Consider the following 17,492-nt stretch of genomic DNA (forward strand, 5'->3'; position numbering starts at 1 on the left):
AGAGCTGTAACGTAAGTGCTGGGAGCCTTACCTGATAGCCTCGTACTTTCTACTCTTTCTTTCGATATCCCATTCAGATTTATTTTGTAATCTTGCTGAAACCATAAACCATTCATCGGTATGTTTTATTTGTTTCACAAACACAACATAATTTTTCAACTCATCAAAATGCTTTACAAAAATGTAAGTATTCCCGTTCTTAAAGATATTGTCTGCCAAATTAAGCACATCGGGCATATCTTGATAAGTTTCAACGGTAAAATAGGGATCGTCTAGTCGGCTATTAAATTGCTTAACCAAAGATTCGTCGGATAACCAAACGGTAGCTGAATTTGAACCAATAAGTTCTTTATCTTTGGCATTTATAATACCGGCAGCAAATTTAAAATTTTTGGTAATAGTCAGCTCAACCTTTTGCAAAATATCTTTGTTGGTAATTTTTTTCTCAATTCCTAATTTGGCTTTTTCAGATAAATATGCCTTCTCTAATTTTGCATAATCAGACTTAAACTCCCCCCCACTCATCTCCGCCTTCGCAAACTGATGTGCCAGCTTTTCAGGATATAAATCCAAATTCGGCTTGTAGGTTAGGCGCCCCACATTGTAATCAAAGCCTTTATCCGCCAATCGCACCGTACCATCAGGCAGTTTAAAACCAATCGTCTCCTCTTGATTGCCAAGTTTGTCTTTCGGGCGTTTTGCCTTAACCAAAAACGGCTCACTACTGCCGATCTCATCAATCCCTTTACGTTTTAAATCACGCTCACCCAGTGCAATCACGGTACAACGGCAATTAAAGCCGTTGGGCGGGTAAAATGTTGCCCAAAACGGATCGTCATAACGATAAATTTTGCCGTTTAACGCTTGATGAGCAGGGCGGGTGCGTTGGTCGCCCACCGCTGAATATTGCCAATAAGGGCGATTATCCACATTCTCCATATACCGCTGATAACGAGCCGCCGAATACGCCTGTTGCATATTAGTGCGATAAATCGTATTTAAACGGCGAGGCGTACCGAAATGTTCACCAGTTTTCGGGTCGGCAAGCAATTTACCGTCAATGCCACGACTAATCGCCTTATCGTGTCCATACACCCAGCCTTTCCGTTCAAATTCACTAACTAGCGTTTTCTTCCACTCATTAAAGGATTTTCCTTCACGACGAGCCTTTTCCATGGATTCGTAAATATCACGAGTCATTTCAAGGCTGGTTAATTTACTAATCGTAGTGGCTCGCCCTAAAGCTGAATCAAACAGCTCCGACTTAAACACTTTGCTTGCAAGTAACCTTTTTTGGTATAAATATTCAATCGCTTGCTTCGGCTCAAGCCCAATCACAAAATTAGCCTTCGGCATTGGCAGCCCCCAATAAATCCGCTAAAAATAACGCATTGGCTAAATAGCGGTCGTGTTCTTCGCTCACTAAATCAGGATAGGCAGCCGCCAGTTTTTCCGCTGCCTCATCATAAGAGCTACACGCCATCAACACCGCCACCGCTCTTTTAGTTATTGGATCAAATTGAGCATTAAAATCAGGCATAGAAAAAGCCTCATCTGCCAAATCATCTAACACATCTTGCTCTTTAATACCGGTTTTGGTTTGAGCAGAGAGAGAATGTACTCCACCGCATCTACACCCACAGGATTTATTCGCAAAATGTGCTGATAATCCGACTGCTTGTTGTTGGGGTGTATGCAATACGCCCCTACTTAGCACTTTTTCATTTTCTTGAGCTGCTGGAATACCTAATTTATCCATAGCCCACTGCACAGGGATTGGCATGCCAACATCCACTAATTTGGGTAAAGCCTCTGCAAATGCTGTTAAATCTGCGGTTTCTTTGGTATCAAATTCAAAAGTGGGAATACGATTTGGATCAACACCAGCGAAGTTAATTTGTAAGAACGGCAAAATAATCTGCTGGGTAAAAGTTTGCCCCAACTGCTTCACATCCGAGACCAACAAATCACGGCGGACTTCGTTATGCACATTGCCAAGTGCATTGGTTGAGCTTTTGCCGTCTGCACCGCTGGTTAAGGTTTGCCCCAGAATTAAACGAGCAATAGATTTCTCGCACCAATCGACCATCTGCAAGAATGGATTATTACCTGAACCCACTCCTGCATTTGCTGCATTATGCAGCTCAATACTCATTGATTCTGGCATAATCCCTGCAGCATTGTGTCCGATTTCCGCCAGTGCACGCTTAAGGGTTTCTTTTTCGCCCTTGCTTGCCCCCGCACCGTATTTACCAATACGAATCGGCATTCCATAAAGCTCTAAAAATTCAGCAAAATCGTGAATACTGTAATGCTTAAACATATACAGCCACGCTAACGAGCGGAATAAGTTATTGCGTGCTGCCTGCGTTGAGCGGGATTTATGGGTATGCACCACCCAACCGAACTCACGCAACGGTTCGCCATTAAAGTTTTGTGGAGTTTTAAGCAGTAAATTGTCGTGTTTATCCCATTTAAACCACGATTGCGGGCGATGATTAAACACTGTCGGCAACCACTGCTTACCATTAAATTTCCACTCAATTTCAAGAGCAGCAAATCCGTGTCCAATCGCGTCCATACAACCCATCATCAAATCTTCAAGGTTGCCGATTTGATAGAACAATTCGTCCACTTCATCACGCCATTTTTCTTCTGCTGGCGTGGCATTGCGAGGAGCTTTTATAAACCAATCTACGCCCAACACAGCACGCTTACGGGTTTGAATATTGGCAAAAATAGAGCTGTCTCGCTCTTCAATGTCCATAAATAGCTCGTGCTGGGCGGTAATATCGCCATTCTCCGCATCTTCAAAAATCGCTTTCATTTTTGCCGGCGTAATAAAATTGCTAGGGTGGTCGGAGAGTACCCGACCTGTAGCGGTAATTTCGGCTAAATCCGTCTGCAATTTTTGATTTTTAATTGGGTTTAAATCAGGTTTTTTCTGTTTCTTTTTTGCCATTTTAAATTCCTAGTGTCGCCATTTACTGCGATACTCACCGTCAAAATCATCTACCGATTCCCACTCAATCGGGGCGGAAGAACTCACCGCATTACGCCACAACATCTCCAACGCATCCGGTCCGTCATCGTGGTCAGCTTTTGGAAAATGCCGCAACTGGCTCTCTAAGGTCGATTGCGAGCGGTGCAGCAAAATCAAGCCGTTAGCGATATGCGGTTGCAAGCTCTCAATCCGTAACATTTTGTCGCTGTTCGGCTTGGTTGCCGTTGCCGGCACAGGCTTGCCACGTTGTGCCGAACGTTTAACCAGTTCCGTTTGTAAAAACTCCTGAAACTGCACCGTCTCCACAAACCAGCGGTGGCAGTTGTATTGCGAGTGCAAGCGGATCACATCTTCAATAATTAAATCCGGCAGACGTTTCTTAATTTGAGCTTCTACAACGTACAACTTACCGCTTTCACGGTGATAGCCACCGACTAAAATCGCACTCGGGTCTCGGCTTGCACCGGCTTTCCCCATTGATGGGTCTAACGCTCCGAAATAAATCAAGTCATCGGGCAATTCCGTCCAATATTGGATACTGTTGGCAAAAATCGCATCATCACCCGAAACAGGGTCGTTTTGATATTCGGAGTCAAAAGTAGAATGTCCATCCCTTGCCCGAATTTTCATTAAATCTAAAATCGGACGAGTAGCCCAAGAGACAATCGCCCCTTTGTCCATTTCCGCTTTATTCGCTGAGTAAAAAGCATCAGCCACCAATTCGCCTTCGGTTAAGTAAAACTCTTCCCACTTATCCCACAACGCCATATTGTCGGGCATTTGTAAAATCGCTTTAAAATGGGCGGTGTGCCACGCTTTACTGGCTAAAGTACGGTTGAGAACACTGTCGTAATGTAAAATGGTGCCGATATAGACAATATCTAACTTGCCATCGGCAGAGCCTAACGGTAGCACAGTCTTTTTCAGCCAGTTGTGGAGCTTGTCTCGCTGTTCGGGGCTTCTGACTTGTTCGTCATTTTCAATATCGTCTAACACCACTAAATCAGGACGGTATGCACCGTGTCGCAAACCACGCAACTTTTTACCCGAACCGGCAACTTGTACCTTTTGGTCGTGTTTAGTAATGATTGTGCCGACCTGCCACACACGCCCCACACCGGCAATTTCAGGAAAATCAATGCCAATGCGGTTGTTAAATTCTAATTCCGCCTTAATTGCCTCTAACATCGGGTAGGCTTGGTCGATACTGTCCATCACAATCAAGGCGTATTTTTTGCGGTTTGTTACCAAGCACCACAACACAAACAACTGCGACACAATGGTCGATTTCGCCTCACCACGAGGGGCAGCAATCGCATCTAAGCATTTTTTCGGGCTTTGGATAATTTCCGGCAACCGCTTAAACAGATAATGGTGTAACTGCGATTTATGCGGCGAGCGAACATAATGCGGAAAATAATGGGAAACAAAATATTCAAAGCCGTTTTGAGGATCGAATACTTTCTCCCGACGGCTTAAAATATCTTCAGCTTTATCACTCCAGCCCTCATTACTTGCTTCAATAAATTTCTGCAAGTCGGCACGGATGGCTTCTAAACCTTTCTTAAAATCTTTAAAATTCATTATTTACCTGCCAATAAAACTGCCGCAAATAAAAAACATCCCCAATGCTTTGAGCCTTCTAATGCCAAAATAAAGGCAATTAACAAACAAATGAATCCCATTTTTACCCCTTAAAGGTTTTGCCAAAATCAGCCGTCAGTTCTTGCATAATCTGCATAAATTCAGGCAATAATGCAGGATTACGCTGTTTGACTTTGTCCGCAAACATCTCAATCGCTTTTAATGCAGTAGCAATTTCATTCACACTTGGTAAAATCTTCTTGCTCGATGCCGTCATTTTCGCAAACGAATCAGCCAAAGCAGATAATGCCTCAACCTTAGCAGCGGTTGTCATCTCCGTGTTTTCCTCAAGCTCCGTCATCAAAGTGCGGTACTTAATCAAAAAACCGGCTAACAAGCCTTGAGCGATATTCTCAATACCACCGCTTGCGATGACTTGCACATCACGGGCTTTTTCCCAGTTATCACCGTTTTTTTCAGCTTGAGCTTTCCAACGGCGAGCCGTACCGAACGACACACCGGCACGCTCAGCAGCCATTTCAAGGCTTAAGCGGTCAAATACATAGGCTTGCCGAACGGCTTTCTGTACTTCAACATCGTGTGCCATATGTCCTCTACATACCAAATTTCAGGCGTAACAACTCAAAACCCACAGCAACAATGCCACCGCCGACACCACCGGCAATTAAGGCTTGCTTGCGGTTTTTAGTTGCCATTTCATTAACTAAACGATTGGTGGCTTGAATTTCACGGTGCAAGCGTTCAATTTCTTCGTTTTGCTTATCCACCTTGTCGTTAAGCTCATTTAACCCACCTAAAATCAGGTCTAATTTTTCCGAATCTGTCTGCTTTTGTTTTTTACGGCTCATTACTTATCCGCCTTTTTATCTAATTTTTGGTTTACTTCTTTGATAGAGTCTAAAATATCGTCCAATTTCTCTCTGATGCCCCGATTAACCTCGTGAGCAAGCTCTTTCGACTGATATTTACTCTCCATTTCTGCTTTTAACTCTTTAACCGCTTGCTCATTGCGATTGATGCGGTCAAACACCACCTTAATCGCAAATCCAAGCAATGGAGCAATCACAAACGAGAGCAAGATCTGAAATAGTTTCTCATCAATCATAACGCCCCCGTTTTGCTCGCCCGACCGGATTTTGATTACCTTGTGCTACCGCCGCACGCACCACGTTATGCAGTTCTGCAAGGTCAGGACGGCGGCGGTAAAATCGCCATTGATGCCAACGCTTTCTCAGTTTTTTAATTAATGTCATTCTTGCAAACTTCCTCATAGGTCAGATTGTGTGCAAGCACTTGTCGTTTCGTTTCCGCCGTGTCCGCACGACTCGGATAAATCAGACCGAACGCCGTGCAACCCGTTGTCGTTACGGAAGTAACCGTGTTGGTGCAACTGCTCATCAACGGCACTAGGCTGAATACGGCGAGTTTCGCTAACGTGTTTTTGCTGAATTTTGGCATTTTTCACCTCTGCATTTTTTTGTTGAATTTCGACCGCTTGTTGCTGCTTTTCAGCCTCTAAAGTTGCTGTCTTTTTACGTTCTTGTTTTAACTGCCAGACTTTAAAAAACGCATAGGCAATTACTGTGCCAATCACACCGATAAAACCGACAATTTGTTGAGTAATCATTCTTCAGCCTCCCTTGAGCGTTCTTTTTGCTTTAACGCACTTACCACGCCTTTTGTGGCAGGGCTGCCTAACACACAAATGCCGGCATAAGCAAACCACCAGTCGGAAATAAACGTCTTATCGGCAACATAAGCGTGAATTAAAATGCCCGATAGCACTAACCAGCTCATAAACTGAATAAAACCGGTAGTGCTGGCTTTGCCGTCTTTGTTTGTGATGAGATCGAGTAAAAACTGCTTCATTTTTACTCCTTAGTATCGTGGGCAAAATAACGAAGATTGTTCGCCATTCTGCGAATCCAGCCTTTACCGTAGCGTGGGAAATCATTGAGCTTGGTGAAAAACTCGACCCGTTCAGCAATAAATAACGTGCCAACATCCGCAACGGAATGACGTTCAATCGCCGCCAACGTAATTTTGCCAATAACACCATCATCAGCCACACCCACTGCACGCTGTAGCATACGAGCAGCATTGCCGAATCCGTGATTCACGGCAGCATCAAAGAGTTGGAAAGCAATTTCTGGGGCAAATTTTTCGCAGTTGTAGCGTTGCCAGAACGCTTTAAGATAGATTTGCTTGGCTTGCTCACGAGTCATTGCACGCATTAAGCCTGTATAACCATTGGCACGAGCCGTGTCGATTGTTACTCCCCAATTGGTTTCACCTCCTTTATCGTGTTTATCGTTTACATAACCACCTTCGTGACCAAGCAAGCGATCAAACGCAAGATTAAAATCGGCAAGAGTTGCCTTTGTTTTGGTAGGTTCAGTCATAAAAAAAGCCTCTTTAAATACAATGATGATTTAAAGAGACTCTAACGATTCGAAGTAAAGGGGAGCAGTTGAAAGAGTTCCACAAAGAGCCTAAAACAAGGTTTTCTGAATACTGGTCTGTTTACGTTTAAAATAACGTACCGCTTCCCATGCAATACGATCACACACACCGTATTTTTGACAAAGTTGCATAATTGCCAATCGACCACTTAAGCCATTTTGCTCGGTTAATTGGCAATAATCAGTATAAATTTGCTGATTACGGAGCATTCTCAACGCGGTTTCACAACGGGGGATATAAACTTCCCCAGCTCCCATATAAGCTTGTAGTTTAACGGTATCATCTTGCCCCAACACTTCTTTTAATCTATCAAAATAGATTTTGCCATTGGAAAATTGAAATGAAAAACCACCAAAAGCCTTGATCAGCTTTTCAGTTGCAGGCAAGCCAATCACGCCGACAATTTCTTTTACCGTTTCCGGCAAATAGTGTTCAATGCTTTCAAACTCAGACATAAAAAATCCCCCTGAATAATTTCTACATAAGCTATTATCCAAGGGGATTTTGAAAAGTATGAACTTTTAGGGAAAATTTTTTGCAAATTTTGCATAAAAAAAGACCGCTTGAAAGCGGTCTTAAACTTTAAGATAAGTTATTTACAATTATTCTCTTTGAGTAAATCACTCACTTTTATATATCCATCTTCATTATTAGCATCTAAATAAAACTGCTTTGCAACTCTTAAAGATGTACAAGCCTCCGACATATTGCCGTGTTTCTTAGCTAACTCAAAGGATTTTAATTTATCTTCTGCTAAAGAATTTGAGAACTGACTTTTACCCTTCGATAGGGTTTCTTGGTCCATAATAATTTGAGCATCTTCTAATTGAACCCAAAATCCTTTTTCATAAGGGGAAATAGAGTATATCGTATCAAATTTATAAATATTAGCTTGAACAATAGCAGAACAAGCCCTTACATCTTTTCCTTGATTTGGAAATTTAACCTCTTTGACAAAATCAATACTTTTAGGTGTTAAATCAATACCGGTTTCATCCCCTCTCAACTTAAATACATCTGCTAGTGTTTCTTGAATATTACTGGCATCACATAATGGTAAATTCAAAATGCTTGCATTCGTTAAAGCTGGCAAGAAGAAAGCAAAAACTACTAATTTCTTCATTATCAATTTCCTTTAATTAGGTAAAAACACCTGAAATCTACCACAAAAAAGCCCACTTTTTAAAGTGGGCTATGCAAAAAATATCGTTATTTTATCCTTTTACCATGCCGATAGTTATAACTCGCTAACATCTGCACCAGTTTATGCAACTGCTCATCGGTTAGCCATTGCACCCGCTCAATGCCAAAAGAGCGTTTAGCGATTGCATGAGCATAATTCCAAGGCTTTTTACTTTCTGTTAATAAGGCAGTGATTTTGCTCATTAGCAACTGCCGATGTGGGGCGAATTTTGATGCGGTTGGGCGTTTGCCATATTTAGAACGAATCACAAAACCTTTTGCCTGCATTGCTTTAAGTACAATCATTAGCTCACTGTCTGCCATCATCGTGCAACTTGGTTTATCTACCGTCTCTAATAGCAATGTTTTGTAAGCGTTATCGTCTAATCCTAGCTCACTCTTGCCAATATGAATTTTCTGAATCATCTGTTTTCTAGTTTGTGGTTGCATTTGCTTTCTCCTGTTGCCACGCTTTCCAATCACTAAATCCATGTAAATTTCGACAAGCTTCTTCCCCCCTTAGCCGGACAAACCGTTCGATATATTGGATATTCGCAATTCGTTTTTCTTCTAACTTTCTAGCCTGCTTTTCTTCACTGCTTAGTTCTACTTTTTTATTCTCACTTCGCACAACAGCAAAATGTGGCTTATTACTTTCATAGACTTTTTTCAAGTAATTATGATTGGTAAGCGGTTCGACTCGCCCCGTTTCACGGCGATTTTTACGCACGTTTTCCACCGTTTCTGCTAGTGCATGAGCCAGTAGATTGGAGCAAGGGTAGAGTTCTAATAAACTTTGCAAGAGTTTTAATGCTCGGCTACTGCTGAGTGTGCTTTTTGGTGGTTTGAACAGCCCTAAATAAGCGGTGGCATATCGTCCACAATCGTGCGTCATTTCGGTAATCATTCTTAATAATTCTCGACCGCTATCATCTTCAATCAGGGCTTCTAGCGTTAAGTCCGAGTGGCAAATCGGACATCGACAGAGTTTCATTTTGTAGCTCCTTTGTAAAAAAACATCCAAAAACCACCGCTTGCAGTTACTTTTGGATGCTCTTTAAAACCTCCGCCCCGAGCTTATGCAATTTTCTTTGAACTTGGGTTTCGGGGCGGTGGTGTTTTTTTAAACAAAACTTTCTAACTTCGTTTCATTCACAAATTCCAGTACTGTAGATTCTGCAATTTTCAATAAGGCATTAAGCTGGCTTTCTAAATATTCAGTAAATGCCAATGATTTGCCGACAAAATCTGGGCGGTTGAGTTGCTTGCTGACATCACTACATTCACTAAAACGCATTGATCGGATTTTTAAATTACCGTCTAACTTAAAATGCACGGGGAAATTGCCTTCGTCACATCGCATTTTTGCCGATTGCACTCTGAAGCCATTATTTAATGCTTCAAGGGCTTTATTTTTCCCTTTTTCACTATCTAGGTGGCGACAAGTCAAGAACGTTTCATCACCTTCTTCACGATTACCTAATGTAGCTTCATGTTCAAAATTTAAGAATTTAAACATCGGTTTGCTTTCTGCTAAGTATTCTTTTAGGCGTGTGTTTAAACCTAGCTTTTCATCAGATACCACAACACTTCTAAATCCTACCAAACCAAATAATCCAATTAAGTGATGTAATGCCAATTTAGTGTGCTTTGAGTGGCTATTTGTGATCAGCAATTCTTTTTCTGGGCTGTAAAAGATATTCACTAATTCACTTGAAAACGGCACAATGTGGAAAAGTTGCATTTCTGCTTCTAGTCGCCACTCTTTTTCATTGCTTGGAGGTAGCTCTGGACGCTCTTTGTACTCTTGTTTCAATTCATAAATCTTGGCTGACAATAATTCTTTAGTTACTTTTTTGAAAGTGCTTCGTACTGTAAAAAATAAGCCATTTTCAAGTTCTTGCACTTTCTGACCTGTCATTGGATTTTTTACAATTTCAACTTGAGTGTAGCTATCGCCTACATCAATTTCAGCTTGCTCCAAGATCTCTTTGATATTGTCGGTCGGAAATTTAATGCTAAAAATATGGCATTGGCTCATTTGGATAAAATCACTGTTTTTCATTGGTTTCTCCTAGTGTAGGTTAGTTAATTTCTGTCTCACTCTCGGCAGTTGGTTCTGCACCGTACCGACGTAGATTGAGGCGTGGGTAAATTGGTTATTGCTTAATGCAGTTTGGGCTTGTTGTAACTGCACAATCACTTCATTTAACTGTGCTTCCAACTCACTTTTGTGTAATTCGCTCATGTCTCCCCCTAAAACGGCTTCTCAACCACGCGTTCACAAAAATCACAACGATTTCTGCACCATGCTTGCTGATTAGTATTTACTGCAACTTTTGCGGCTTTATTCCATAACTCCGTCGCTTGTGCATAATTGCCAAACCGTTCTGCACGAGCAGCAGCCTCGGCAATTTCTTTTTCTTTTGTCATAAGTACTCCTTGGTTAAAACACATTACAAACGCCCCTTAAATTGGGTTTAAAGAGCGTTTAAATGAGCTTTAATGCCACAACTTCTCAATTTCTGTATAGATTTTGCAAATTGTGCCAAGTAGTAGTGTTAAGGCTACGGCTGGAATCAGTACAATAGCCAAAATCACAAACAAAGCTCCCATCACGCCACCTGCTCAAACGGTTTAATCACAAAATCTTCTACACCTTGTTTGAGAGTGATGCCTGCAATGCCTTTTGCTACATCAGGCTCGGCAAGTAGGGCATCTTTATTGATTTCGCTTTTAGTACGGATAAAGCGACCTAGCCCCAGTTTTTCCAGTGTTTCCAACACGCCATCTTTGTTGCGAATGGACACCGACGGTGGACGTTGTCGCCATTGCACTTCGCCAGTGACGAAGTTTGCGGTTTTGCTTTTACCAAATTCGGTCAATTCATCACGATGAGCTTCGCAGTATTCCTGCACCGCTTGTTGCAGTGGCTCAATGTCTGCTTTTAATGCCTCTAATTTCGGGGCGTAAGCGTTGCTCGTTTCGCCGATTTTGTCATTCATTTCGGTGGTAAGGCGTGTGTGTTCACGGCTTAAATCACCAATCTCTTTAATTGCATTTTGAACCTGCTCAGGTGTGGTAAAACGCAGTTTTGCAGGTTGTTTTAGGCGAGTTTTCGCTGCCATTTTTTTGCTCCTTTGGTTATTGATAATTCGGTTTGGTTGGTTTCCAGTTTGGGTTAAATTCTTCACAGCGGAAAATAGTCTTAATTCCTTCCACCATCATTTGTCCTTCCCAGAAGTGAATGGCTCTGTCATCACTGCCTCGTTTAAAAATGATGGCTTTACCATTAGCTAACATCTTTTCAGTTACGTGGTTGTGCATCACTTTCAATCGGGGCTTGATTTTGCTGAAATCAATTTCTGTCACGGTTAGCCCCATCGCATTGCAACTCACTACGGCTTTTTGGGCTTGTTCTAAGAACTTATAGGCAAGGTGATTGCCTTTATTTAAACGACGATGTTTCATTTTTACATTTCCTCTTTTCCTAGCTTGACGACGATAATTCGTCGTCCTTTATGCTGTTTTTGATAACTGGGGCTTGACCATTTGCGTATCGTTTTTGCTTTAACCCCTAGTTTTTGAGCCAATTCATCAGCCGTACCATCTACGATGTTGATATCTTGCCGATAGGCGGCATAAATTTGCTTGCCTTTGCTCATTTATCCCCCCTTAATGAATCAACATCCCTGCATACTGTGTGATCATCTCGGCATTGATTGGCGTTTGGTTAATCTCGCTAGACCGCACCACACCTCGCATTAACTTGCTTAATCGGCGAACATTGCCGTTACAGGCTTTAATCAGTGGAGTATTAAATTCACTCGTACCTAATGCACTTTCCGCTAATAGCCCTAAATCTTCTTCACTTAACGCATTACCTAAATCGCAAGCAAAACCCACTCGGCTATAAAGCTGTGCCAGTTCGTTATTCTTGCCTTTTAGGTTAATCAGCAAGCGAGGCATACCGGCTAATACCACCCCCACGCCGGTTAAATCGTGGATTCGGCGGATAAATTCCAGCGAGCGGGTAGAGAGTAATTCAGCCTCATCAATCATCAGCAACCGCTCCGAGCCTTTGAGCTTGCTCACAATGCTATCTAACAATTCGTTATTTACCCCTCGTGCATTTGCTCCCACCGCTTCGGCAATCTTGCGGAGCAACACTTTCGGCGTGCAACTTGGATCAACTTCAATTAACACCGCTGAGCTGTTTCTGCGTTCGTACTCTTTCAACATCTGCGTTTTGCCTAAGCCTGCCGAGCCGTAAATCACATTAATTTCACCCTCAATATGAGCAAACTGCATTACTTCCATTCCACGGCGAGCCGCCAAAGTCGGCACAAAAGTAGCGTTATATTTGGCTTCCACTACCTTTGCTTTATCTCGCTCAATCAGCTCTTCCACCTTGCGGTCAATATCTGCCACGTTGCCGTTATATTCCCCTTTGAGATAGAGGCTTACGACCGTAATCGACACGCCTAAAAGTTGTGCCACCTGTTTTTGCTGATAGCCCTTGATATCCATTAAGGCTCTAAGTTCTTGGTTTTTCATTTTTTATTCTCCTTTAAATGGATTAGTTTTAAGTTTTTCAGCCGTGCAAATTAATTTTCTACCCTTTAAGGAATAAACATTCACTTGACTTGCATCTTCATCATCAAATTCGACTAAAACCGCTTTTTTGTGATAACCAATTAATGCTTCAGCGTGATATTTCACACCCAACACACAAACAAACGCTCTGCTCACAATACGAGTTACACGATATTTCATATTTACTCCTTACCCGTAGGCTCTCTGTTTCTTTTCCCACTCATCCTTATCGGCTTGCGTGAGGAATATTGGTTTGGCTTGTTTAGCTTTGGTAGTTGGTATAAGACTAAACGCCGGTATATGTTCAATGGTTCGCACTGGGTTTAATTCCGCTTGGATTTCATCAATCTGCTCTTGTTTGAGCTTCATTCTGCGTTTACCTCGTTCTTCTCGTGCTTTCTCTACAAAAGATTGAGGGAACGCATCACGTTTGTTGCCGTCAAAGATCGCATCGCAAATATATCTGCCGTCTAAGGTGCGGATAATTACGCTTTCGGCATTGTGAATATCAAAGCTCACCGTAACTTTCTCGCCGTCCACTTCAATCAATTTTTGGTTAAAGTAGTTATTGTTAAATAAGCTAATCCAACCACGTTGTGCGGTGCGAACAACCTGCGGTCTGAACATATCTCTTGCTTCAATCTCGGTAATCGTTAAGATTTCCGTCTCTTGCAATAACTGCTGGCGTTTTCTTGCCGGTGTTGTGCCGATTTCTCGGTGAATATGCTCGTTGTTGTACCACTTAATGCCAGCTTCAACCGCTTCAATAAACTGCTTCCAGCTCGGCAATTTGCCTTTGGCTTTCTGCTGTTTCGGGGTGAGTTCGGTTTTCCCTTCTCGCACCGCTTTTTCAAGACTAATCACGCCTGTGTTAATTTGTCGCACCGTTTCACGATCTGCCCCTGTGCCGTGATAAGTGGCAAACTGTCTGGCAACTCTTAAAGCGATGGTTTGGTTCACTCGTTCGATAATGCCTCGACCTTGCGGATTACCGGGTATTCCTGTTTGGTGGTTAATGCCTAATCTCGGCAGAATCCCTGTAATATCCGCATCTAACGTCCAGTTCTTTTCACCGCCACCGTTATCGGAGTAATACACCGCCGGTATGCCGTGTTTTTCCACCCCGTTGCGGATAGCATCAGCCACTGCGATGCAGTTTTCCGCTAAGCTAACCGACCAGCCCACAATAAATCGGCTTGCTGTATCCATCACCATTGTCAGCTCAGGGATAAACGGTCTGCCGTGGTCAGGGTGGGCGACCTTCATCTTCATTGAGTGACCATCGCCAACCCACACATCATTTGCTTTTAACACCGACCAATCACGCTTCACATAAGTGTTCATTGCTCGGAGTTCCGCCCCTGTTTTACGCCCCACCGCTTTAAATAACTTGCTAAATTTGCTCATTACTCGGCGGACTTGCGAGAGGCTCGGCATCAGTTCCAACCATAACGGCTGGTCTGCATAAGCGGTTTGCCACCGCCAGCTAAATTCTTCATAGGCTTCTGCCACGCATAAGCCGTTGGTGTTGCGATAAACCGCCAAAAATTCAGGCAACCAGTTCAAGGACTCCACCGCAACAGGCTGTCTAACCTGCGGGGCAATCATTTGCAGTCTTTCGGTTGCATTGTCTGCCTTGCAGTAATCAATTACCCATTGATTTAACGTCCGTTCACCAATAGTCCGTTTTGCATTTGCCTTAGCATTTGCAACCGTAACCAGCTCAGCCATATCGGGCGATAACTCCCCACTTTTTGCAAGATTGCAGAAAAATTTAACCGCTTGTATCCGGCTCATTCCGCTATCTTCCAGCTCTAATACCTTGGCAATAATTGCCATTCGGGCATCAGCAATGCTGCGTTGTTTATTTGTTAAAGAGCTTAAATCTATTTCAGCTCGCACCGCTGGGGGCTTGGGCTTACTTTGGACTACCGACACCGCAAAGCGGGAACGGATTTCGGTTTGGACTTCGGTGGGGAGACTACTTAACTCATATTCAACGCCACCGCCTCGTCCTTTGCGTTTTTGAGATTGCCAGTTTTCTCTTATGGCTTTCTCAAGCACATTTTTATGAGCACTTGGTAAGCTAGATAACTTAAAACTCAGTAATTCCGCCACCGAATAGTGCGTTTTTAAACTTTGTTTTTCCATAAATGTTCCTTTTTGTAACCTTTATGGGTAGAATTAAAACTTATTCGTTAAAATTGGTCGGCGATTACGTTCAATTCGCTCTGCATTCCGCCCAGCCCAGATAATTTCTGGAGCAACGCCAATCGCATTAGCAATTAAACGTTCCATCTTTGGATAAGGCTTATCTAGGGCAGATTTCAGCGTGTTATAGCTAACTTTGCCCTCAACCGCCAAAGAACGAAGTGACCAACCATTTTTACGAAGCTCCGCAAGAATATCGGCTCGATGCCAATCACTCTGTGCGGTTTTTTTAACGTCGCTAAATACGCTCATTTGATACACCTACTTTTATCTATCTGATGTGCGTATTAAAGCGTAAAACTTAAATTAATGCAAGCGTAAAACTTAATTTTAGTGAATTATTTTTATATTTAAGCTAAACATTTAAGAAAAACAATGACTTACATTTAACATTTACAGTAAATGTTGCACTAAAGGAAAAGTAAAAGATCAGTGTTTGTAAGTTTTACGCCATGCTTTAGCGTAAAGGGTACTATATGAGTAAGGCAAAAATTAACGATCCTGATTTCGGTGAGAGACTTCAATGGATACTTAAAGAAAAATTTAATGGTAATACTAGCGAGTTTGCTAGAACTGTTGGTATTGCAATAACGTCATTAAACCGTTGGTTAATTGGTGAAGCAGATCCATCTCGTTCAAATCTAATAAAAACAGCAAACGCTGCTGGAGTAAGCCTAGAATGGCTTGCAACAGGTAAAGAAAGCCAGCCACAAACCAGCCATAACGTTGTTGAAAGGGCATTTGAACAAGCGAGAAAGATGTTAGAAGATGGAATTTCAATGATCGCATCTTATTCTTCCATCAATGTGTCTGCTGGCTTTGGTAGCTTTAACGAAGGAGTTACTAAGCCAGATGGAGAAGAGCCTTATTCTGACGCTCTTTTGGCATCATTAGGGGCAAAAGCTGAACATTGTGGCGTATTCTGGGCTAATGGAACATCAATGGACCCGACTATCAGCGATGGCGATCAGATGTTAGTGGATTTCAGCAAAAAAGAAGCTCGTGGAGACGATAAGATTTATCTTGTGCAAAACGGTGAAAGCGTTTGGGTAAAACGTGTAAGAAAAGAGTGGGACTATGTTGAATTGATTAGCGATAATGAGTCCTACCGCCCAATCCGAATTACAGCAGACGAAGCTCAAAATTTACAAATCATCGGGCAAGTAATCCATAATGGACATAAGTTCATTTAAAACTGTTTTAAAATCATTTTAAAACCGATCAAACCTATGCAAAAAATAACGCAAAAACTGCTCATTTTTTTCTAATCCTGCTCATTTTGTTTTTTGCATAGCCCCACCCAAACAAAAACGGCGAACCCTTGTATTCACTAGGCTCGCCGTTATTTTTTCGACCAAATTTTTTTCTTTCTCTCTATGCAAAAAAGATCAGTACCCCACATCTGATACCGACATCCTGTTCGGTGGCTTGTTTAATAATTTCTAAACGGAATTGATAAGTATAGGACATAATCTGCACCTCTAATTAGGTGTCAGTTTTTAGGGCGCAGATCATAAGTGCGGTGTTATTTTTACGATTTTTTTCGTTTCGCTCTTGGATGTGCGGAATCATAAACCTGTGCTAAATGTTGGAAATCAAGGTGAGTATAGATTTGCGTGGTAGAGAGATTACTGTGTCCAAGCAATTCTTGTACCACGCGTAAATTGGAACTACTTTCAAGCATATGTGTGGCAAAAGAATGGCGCAATTTATGAGGGTTTAAATGGCTAGATAGCCCTTGCTTAATTCCCCACACTTCCATTCGCTTTTGAATAGAACGATGGCTCATTCGATTGCCTAATTGACTCACAAATAAAGCATCATCTTTTGGATTAAATAACAACCGCACTTTTAACCATTGTTGTAAGGCGTGAGAGGCATAACGACCGAAAGGCAAAATACGTTCTTTATTCCCTTTCCCAATGACACGCACCTCCCGCGCACGCGTGTTAATGCTATTTAGATTCAATCCTTGCAATTCGGATAAACGTAAACCTGAGCTATACATTAATTCCAACATCGCTTTATCGCGTAAATCTATTGGCTCTTTACTGTCGTTAGCTAATAATTGCTGAACCTGTTCATTATCCAAATTTTTTGGTAAATGTTTCCCTTGTTTAGGCGCAGAAACGCCAACCGCAGGATTGACAGCAAGCACGCCTTGCTGAACTAAATAACTCAAAAACTGACGTAATGCAGATAATCGTAAAGCCAAACTTTTTTCGTGTAAGCCTGCCTTTTTACTCTGTGCCAAGACAAACCGCACTATACTTGGTGTAATATCTTGCCATTGTGTTATCCCATTTTCCTGCAACATCGGCACCACCGCCTCAAGCTGACGCTGGTAATTACTCAATGTATGTGGACTCACCTGCCGTTCAATACGCAGGTAGTTCCAGTAGGTGTTGAGGTGTTGTTGCATTAACTTTGT

The 17,492-nt window shown here is 42.2% G+C and carries 26 protein-coding genes; 1 reads left to right on the forward strand and 25 read right to left on the reverse strand.

The window, feature by feature from the left end; genetic code table 11:
- Positions 1 to 27: 27 nt before the first annotated feature.
- The 24 genes from L5B90_RS09900 to L5B90_RS10015 all read right to left on the reverse strand — a co-directional run bounded on the left by L5B90_RS09900 (position 28) and on the right by L5B90_RS10015 (position 15,313).
- Positions 28 to 1,356 (reverse strand): phage head morphogenesis protein, encoded by a 1,329-nt coding sequence (locus L5B90_RS09900; RefSeq protein WP_265762823.1) that lies wholly within the window; start codon positions 1,354 to 1,356, stop codon positions 28 to 30.
- Positions 1,343 to 2,962, reverse strand: a complete 1,620-nt coding sequence (locus L5B90_RS09905) for a DUF935 domain-containing protein (RefSeq protein ID WP_265762825.1) — start codon at positions 2,960 to 2,962, stop codon at positions 1,343 to 1,345. The genes L5B90_RS09900 and L5B90_RS09905 overlap by 14 nt, the downstream gene beginning before the upstream one ends.
- Before the next feature lie 9 nt (positions 2,963 to 2,971).
- The gene (gene terL / locus L5B90_RS09910; RefSeq protein WP_265762826.1) at positions 2,972 to 4,588 is read right to left on the reverse strand and encodes a phage terminase large subunit; all 1,617 of its coding nucleotides are present in this window, start codon (positions 4,586 to 4,588) and stop codon (positions 2,972 to 2,974) included.
- 103 nt (positions 4,589 to 4,691) lie between these two features.
- The gene (locus L5B90_RS09915) at positions 4,692 to 5,195 is read right to left on the reverse strand and encodes a DUF1804 family protein (protein ID WP_265762827.1); all 504 of its coding nucleotides are present in this window, start codon (positions 5,193 to 5,195) and stop codon (positions 4,692 to 4,694) included.
- A 7-nt stretch (positions 5,196 to 5,202) separates the two neighbouring features.
- Positions 5,203 to 5,457, reverse strand: coding sequence for a hypothetical protein (locus L5B90_RS09920; protein WP_265762828.1), 255 nt, complete (start codon positions 5,455 to 5,457; stop codon positions 5,203 to 5,205).
- Positions 5,457 to 5,714, reverse strand: a complete 258-nt coding sequence (locus L5B90_RS09925; protein ID WP_265762829.1) for a hypothetical protein — start codon at positions 5,712 to 5,714, stop codon at positions 5,457 to 5,459. The genes L5B90_RS09920 and L5B90_RS09925 overlap by 1 nt, the downstream gene beginning before the upstream one ends.
- Complete coding sequence (locus L5B90_RS09930) at positions 5,707 to 5,862, reverse strand: hypothetical protein (RefSeq protein ID WP_265762830.1); 156 nt, start codon at positions 5,860 to 5,862, stop codon at positions 5,707 to 5,709. The genes L5B90_RS09925 and L5B90_RS09930 overlap by 8 nt, the downstream gene beginning before the upstream one ends.
- Positions 5,863 to 5,876: 14 nt before the next feature.
- The gene (locus L5B90_RS09935; RefSeq protein WP_265762832.1) at positions 5,877 to 6,236 is read right to left on the reverse strand and encodes a DUF2681 domain-containing protein; all 360 of its coding nucleotides are present in this window, start codon (positions 6,234 to 6,236) and stop codon (positions 5,877 to 5,879) included.
- Entirely contained in the window at positions 6,233 to 6,478 is a 246-nt protein-coding gene (locus tag L5B90_RS09940; protein ID WP_265762833.1) for a DUF2644 domain-containing protein, read from the reverse strand. Before L5B90_RS09940 ends, L5B90_RS09935 begins: the two co-directional genes overlap by 4 nt.
- 2 nt (positions 6,479 to 6,480) lie before the next feature.
- Positions 6,481 to 7,011, reverse strand: a complete 531-nt coding sequence (locus L5B90_RS09945) for a glycoside hydrolase family 108 protein (protein WP_265762835.1) — start codon at positions 7,009 to 7,011, stop codon at positions 6,481 to 6,483.
- A 90-nt stretch (positions 7,012 to 7,101) separates the two neighbouring features.
- Positions 7,102 to 7,527, reverse strand: coding sequence for a Mor transcription activator family protein (locus tag L5B90_RS09950; RefSeq protein ID WP_265762836.1), 426 nt, complete (start codon positions 7,525 to 7,527; stop codon positions 7,102 to 7,104).
- 137 nt (positions 7,528 to 7,664) lie between these two features.
- The gene (locus tag L5B90_RS09955; RefSeq protein ID WP_265762837.1) at positions 7,665 to 8,195 is read right to left on the reverse strand and encodes a hypothetical protein; all 531 of its coding nucleotides are present in this window, start codon (positions 8,193 to 8,195) and stop codon (positions 7,665 to 7,667) included.
- An 86-nt stretch (positions 8,196 to 8,281) separates the two neighbouring features.
- A complete protein-coding gene (locus L5B90_RS09960; RefSeq protein WP_265762838.1) occupies positions 8,282 to 8,704 on the reverse strand; it encodes a gp16 family protein in 423 nt (140 codons plus the stop codon).
- Complete coding sequence (locus tag L5B90_RS09965; RefSeq protein WP_265762839.1) at positions 8,688 to 9,248, reverse strand: hypothetical protein; 561 nt, start codon at positions 9,246 to 9,248, stop codon at positions 8,688 to 8,690. The genes L5B90_RS09960 and L5B90_RS09965 overlap by 17 nt, the downstream gene beginning before the upstream one ends.
- Positions 9,249 to 9,377: 129 nt before the next feature.
- Positions 9,378 to 10,319 carry a hypothetical protein gene (locus tag L5B90_RS09970; RefSeq protein ID WP_265762841.1) on the reverse strand — a complete coding sequence of 314 codons (942 nt, stop codon included), beginning with the start codon at positions 10,317 to 10,319 and terminating at the stop codon, positions 9,378 to 9,380.
- A gap of 9 nt (positions 10,320 to 10,328) precedes the next feature.
- Positions 10,329 to 10,502 (reverse strand): hypothetical protein, encoded by a 174-nt coding sequence (locus L5B90_RS09975; protein ID WP_265762842.1) that lies wholly within the window; start codon positions 10,500 to 10,502, stop codon positions 10,329 to 10,331.
- 8 nt (positions 10,503 to 10,510) lie between these two features.
- Positions 10,511 to 10,687, reverse strand: a complete 177-nt coding sequence (locus tag L5B90_RS09980; protein ID WP_265762843.1) for an ANR family transcriptional regulator — start codon at positions 10,685 to 10,687, stop codon at positions 10,511 to 10,513.
- Between the two features lie 182 nt (positions 10,688 to 10,869).
- Complete coding sequence (locus L5B90_RS09985) at positions 10,870 to 11,382, reverse strand: host-nuclease inhibitor Gam family protein (RefSeq protein ID WP_265762845.1); 513 nt, start codon at positions 11,380 to 11,382, stop codon at positions 10,870 to 10,872.
- Positions 11,383 to 11,398: 16 nt separating this feature from the next.
- Positions 11,399 to 11,725 (reverse strand): hypothetical protein, encoded by a 327-nt coding sequence (locus L5B90_RS09990; RefSeq protein WP_265762846.1) that lies wholly within the window; start codon positions 11,723 to 11,725, stop codon positions 11,399 to 11,401.
- A 2-nt stretch (positions 11,726 to 11,727) separates the two neighbouring features.
- A complete protein-coding gene (locus L5B90_RS09995; RefSeq protein WP_265762847.1) occupies positions 11,728 to 11,919 on the reverse strand; it encodes a hypothetical protein in 192 nt (63 codons plus the stop codon).
- A gap of 10 nt (positions 11,920 to 11,929) precedes the next feature.
- Positions 11,930 to 12,811: an AAA family ATPase gene (locus L5B90_RS10000; protein ID WP_265762848.1), complete on the reverse strand. Its 882-nt coding sequence runs from the start codon at positions 12,809 to 12,811 to the stop codon at positions 11,930 to 11,932.
- 3 nt (positions 12,812 to 12,814) lie between these two features.
- Positions 12,815 to 13,030, reverse strand: coding sequence for a Mu transposase C-terminal domain-containing protein (locus L5B90_RS10005; protein WP_265762849.1), 216 nt, complete (start codon positions 13,028 to 13,030; stop codon positions 12,815 to 12,817).
- A 9-nt stretch (positions 13,031 to 13,039) separates the two neighbouring features.
- Positions 13,040 to 15,001, reverse strand: a complete 1,962-nt coding sequence (locus tag L5B90_RS10010; protein WP_265762850.1) for a Mu transposase C-terminal domain-containing protein — start codon at positions 14,999 to 15,001, stop codon at positions 13,040 to 13,042.
- A gap of 33 nt (positions 15,002 to 15,034) precedes the next feature.
- Positions 15,035 to 15,313 carry a helix-turn-helix domain-containing protein gene (locus L5B90_RS10015; RefSeq protein ID WP_265762851.1) on the reverse strand — a complete coding sequence of 93 codons (279 nt, stop codon included), beginning with the start codon at positions 15,311 to 15,313 and terminating at the stop codon, positions 15,035 to 15,037.
- A gap of 224 nt (positions 15,314 to 15,537) precedes the next feature.
- Here L5B90_RS10015 and L5B90_RS10020 point away from each other — a divergent pair, with 224 nt between their 5' ends.
- Positions 15,538 to 16,254 carry a LexA family transcriptional regulator gene (locus L5B90_RS10020; RefSeq protein ID WP_265762852.1) on the forward strand — a complete coding sequence of 239 codons (717 nt, stop codon included), beginning with the start codon at positions 15,538 to 15,540 and terminating at the stop codon, positions 16,252 to 16,254.
- A 338-nt stretch (positions 16,255 to 16,592) separates the two neighbouring features.
- Here the strand turns inward: L5B90_RS10020 and xerC are convergent, their stop codons facing one another.
- A complete protein-coding gene (gene xerC / locus L5B90_RS10025) occupies positions 16,593 to 17,483 on the reverse strand; it encodes a tyrosine recombinase XerC (RefSeq protein WP_265762853.1) in 891 nt (296 codons plus the stop codon).
- Between the last annotated feature and the right edge of the window lie 9 nt (positions 17,484 to 17,492).

It is taken from the genome of Avibacterium sp. 20-129, from assembly GCF_026226845.1.
Lineage (GTDB): Bacteria > Pseudomonadota > Gammaproteobacteria > Enterobacterales > Pasteurellaceae > Avibacterium.

Bases quoted from the DNA above. Each gene is read 5' to 3' on its own strand.
- L5B90_RS10020 (WP_265762852.1), top strand. From the start codon at position 15,538: ATGAGTAAGGCAAAAATTAACGATCCTGATTTCGGTGAGAGACTTCAA.
- xerC (WP_265762853.1), bottom strand. From the start codon at position 17,483: ATGCAACAACACCTCAACACCTACTGGAACTACCTGCGTATTGAACGG.
- L5B90_RS09900 (WP_265762823.1), bottom strand. From the start codon at position 1,356: ATGCCGAAGGCTAATTTTGTGATTGGGCTTGAGCCGAAGCAAGCGATT.
- L5B90_RS10010 (WP_265762850.1), bottom strand. From the start codon at position 15,001: ATGGAAAAACAAAGTTTAAAAACGCACTATTCGGTGGCGGAATTACTG.
- L5B90_RS09995 (WP_265762847.1), bottom strand. From the start codon at position 11,919: ATGAGCAAAGGCAAGCAAATTTATGCCGCCTATCGGCAAGATATCAAC.
- L5B90_RS10015 (WP_265762851.1), bottom strand. From the start codon at position 15,313: ATGAGCGTATTTAGCGACGTTAAAAAAACCGCACAGAGTGATTGGCAT.
- L5B90_RS09980 (WP_265762843.1), bottom strand. From the start codon at position 10,687: ATGACAAAAGAAAAAGAAATTGCCGAGGCTGCTGCTCGTGCAGAACGG.
- L5B90_RS09905 (WP_265762825.1), bottom strand. From the start codon at position 2,962: ATGGCAAAAAAGAAACAGAAAAAACCTGATTTAAACCCAATTAAAAAT.
- L5B90_RS09925 (WP_265762829.1), bottom strand. From the start codon at position 5,714: ATGATTGATGAGAAACTATTTCAGATCTTGCTCTCGTTTGTGATTGCT.
- L5B90_RS10000 (WP_265762848.1), bottom strand. From the start codon at position 12,811: ATGAAAAACCAAGAACTTAGAGCCTTAATGGATATCAAGGGCTATCAG.
- L5B90_RS09930 (WP_265762830.1), bottom strand. From the start codon at position 5,862: ATGACATTAATTAAAAAACTGAGAAAGCGTTGGCATCAATGGCGATTT.
- L5B90_RS09990 (WP_265762846.1), bottom strand. From the start codon at position 11,725: ATGAAACATCGTCGTTTAAATAAAGGCAATCACCTTGCCTATAAGTTC.
- L5B90_RS09970 (WP_265762841.1), bottom strand. From the start codon at position 10,319: ATGAAAAACAGTGATTTTATCCAAATGAGCCAATGCCATATTTTTAGC.
- L5B90_RS09940 (WP_265762833.1), bottom strand. From the start codon at position 6,478: ATGAAGCAGTTTTTACTCGATCTCATCACAAACAAAGACGGCAAAGCC.
- L5B90_RS09960 (WP_265762838.1), bottom strand. From the start codon at position 8,704: ATGCAACCACAAACTAGAAAACAGATGATTCAGAAAATTCATATTGGC.
- L5B90_RS09975 (WP_265762842.1), bottom strand. From the start codon at position 10,502: ATGAGCGAATTACACAAAAGTGAGTTGGAAGCACAGTTAAATGAAGTG.
- L5B90_RS09945 (WP_265762835.1), bottom strand. From the start codon at position 7,011: ATGACTGAACCTACCAAAACAAAGGCAACTCTTGCCGATTTTAATCTT.
- L5B90_RS09935 (WP_265762832.1), bottom strand. From the start codon at position 6,236: ATGATTACTCAACAAATTGTCGGTTTTATCGGTGTGATTGGCACAGTA.
- L5B90_RS09965 (WP_265762839.1), bottom strand. From the start codon at position 9,248: ATGAAACTCTGTCGATGTCCGATTTGCCACTCGGACTTAACGCTAGAA.
- L5B90_RS09915 (WP_265762827.1), bottom strand. From the start codon at position 5,195: ATGGCACACGATGTTGAAGTACAGAAAGCCGTTCGGCAAGCCTATGTA.
- L5B90_RS10005 (WP_265762849.1), bottom strand. From the start codon at position 13,030: ATGAAATATCGTGTAACTCGTATTGTGAGCAGAGCGTTTGTTTGTGTG.
- L5B90_RS09955 (WP_265762837.1), bottom strand. From the start codon at position 8,195: ATGAAGAAATTAGTAGTTTTTGCTTTCTTCTTGCCAGCTTTAACGAAT.
- L5B90_RS09985 (WP_265762845.1), bottom strand. From the start codon at position 11,382: ATGGCAGCGAAAACTCGCCTAAAACAACCTGCAAAACTGCGTTTTACC.
- L5B90_RS09950 (WP_265762836.1), bottom strand. From the start codon at position 7,527: ATGTCTGAGTTTGAAAGCATTGAACACTATTTGCCGGAAACGGTAAAA.
- terL (WP_265762826.1), bottom strand. From the start codon at position 4,588: ATGAATTTTAAAGATTTTAAGAAAGGTTTAGAAGCCATCCGTGCCGAC.
- L5B90_RS09920 (WP_265762828.1), bottom strand. From the start codon at position 5,457: ATGAGCCGTAAAAAACAAAAGCAGACAGATTCGGAAAAATTAGACCTG.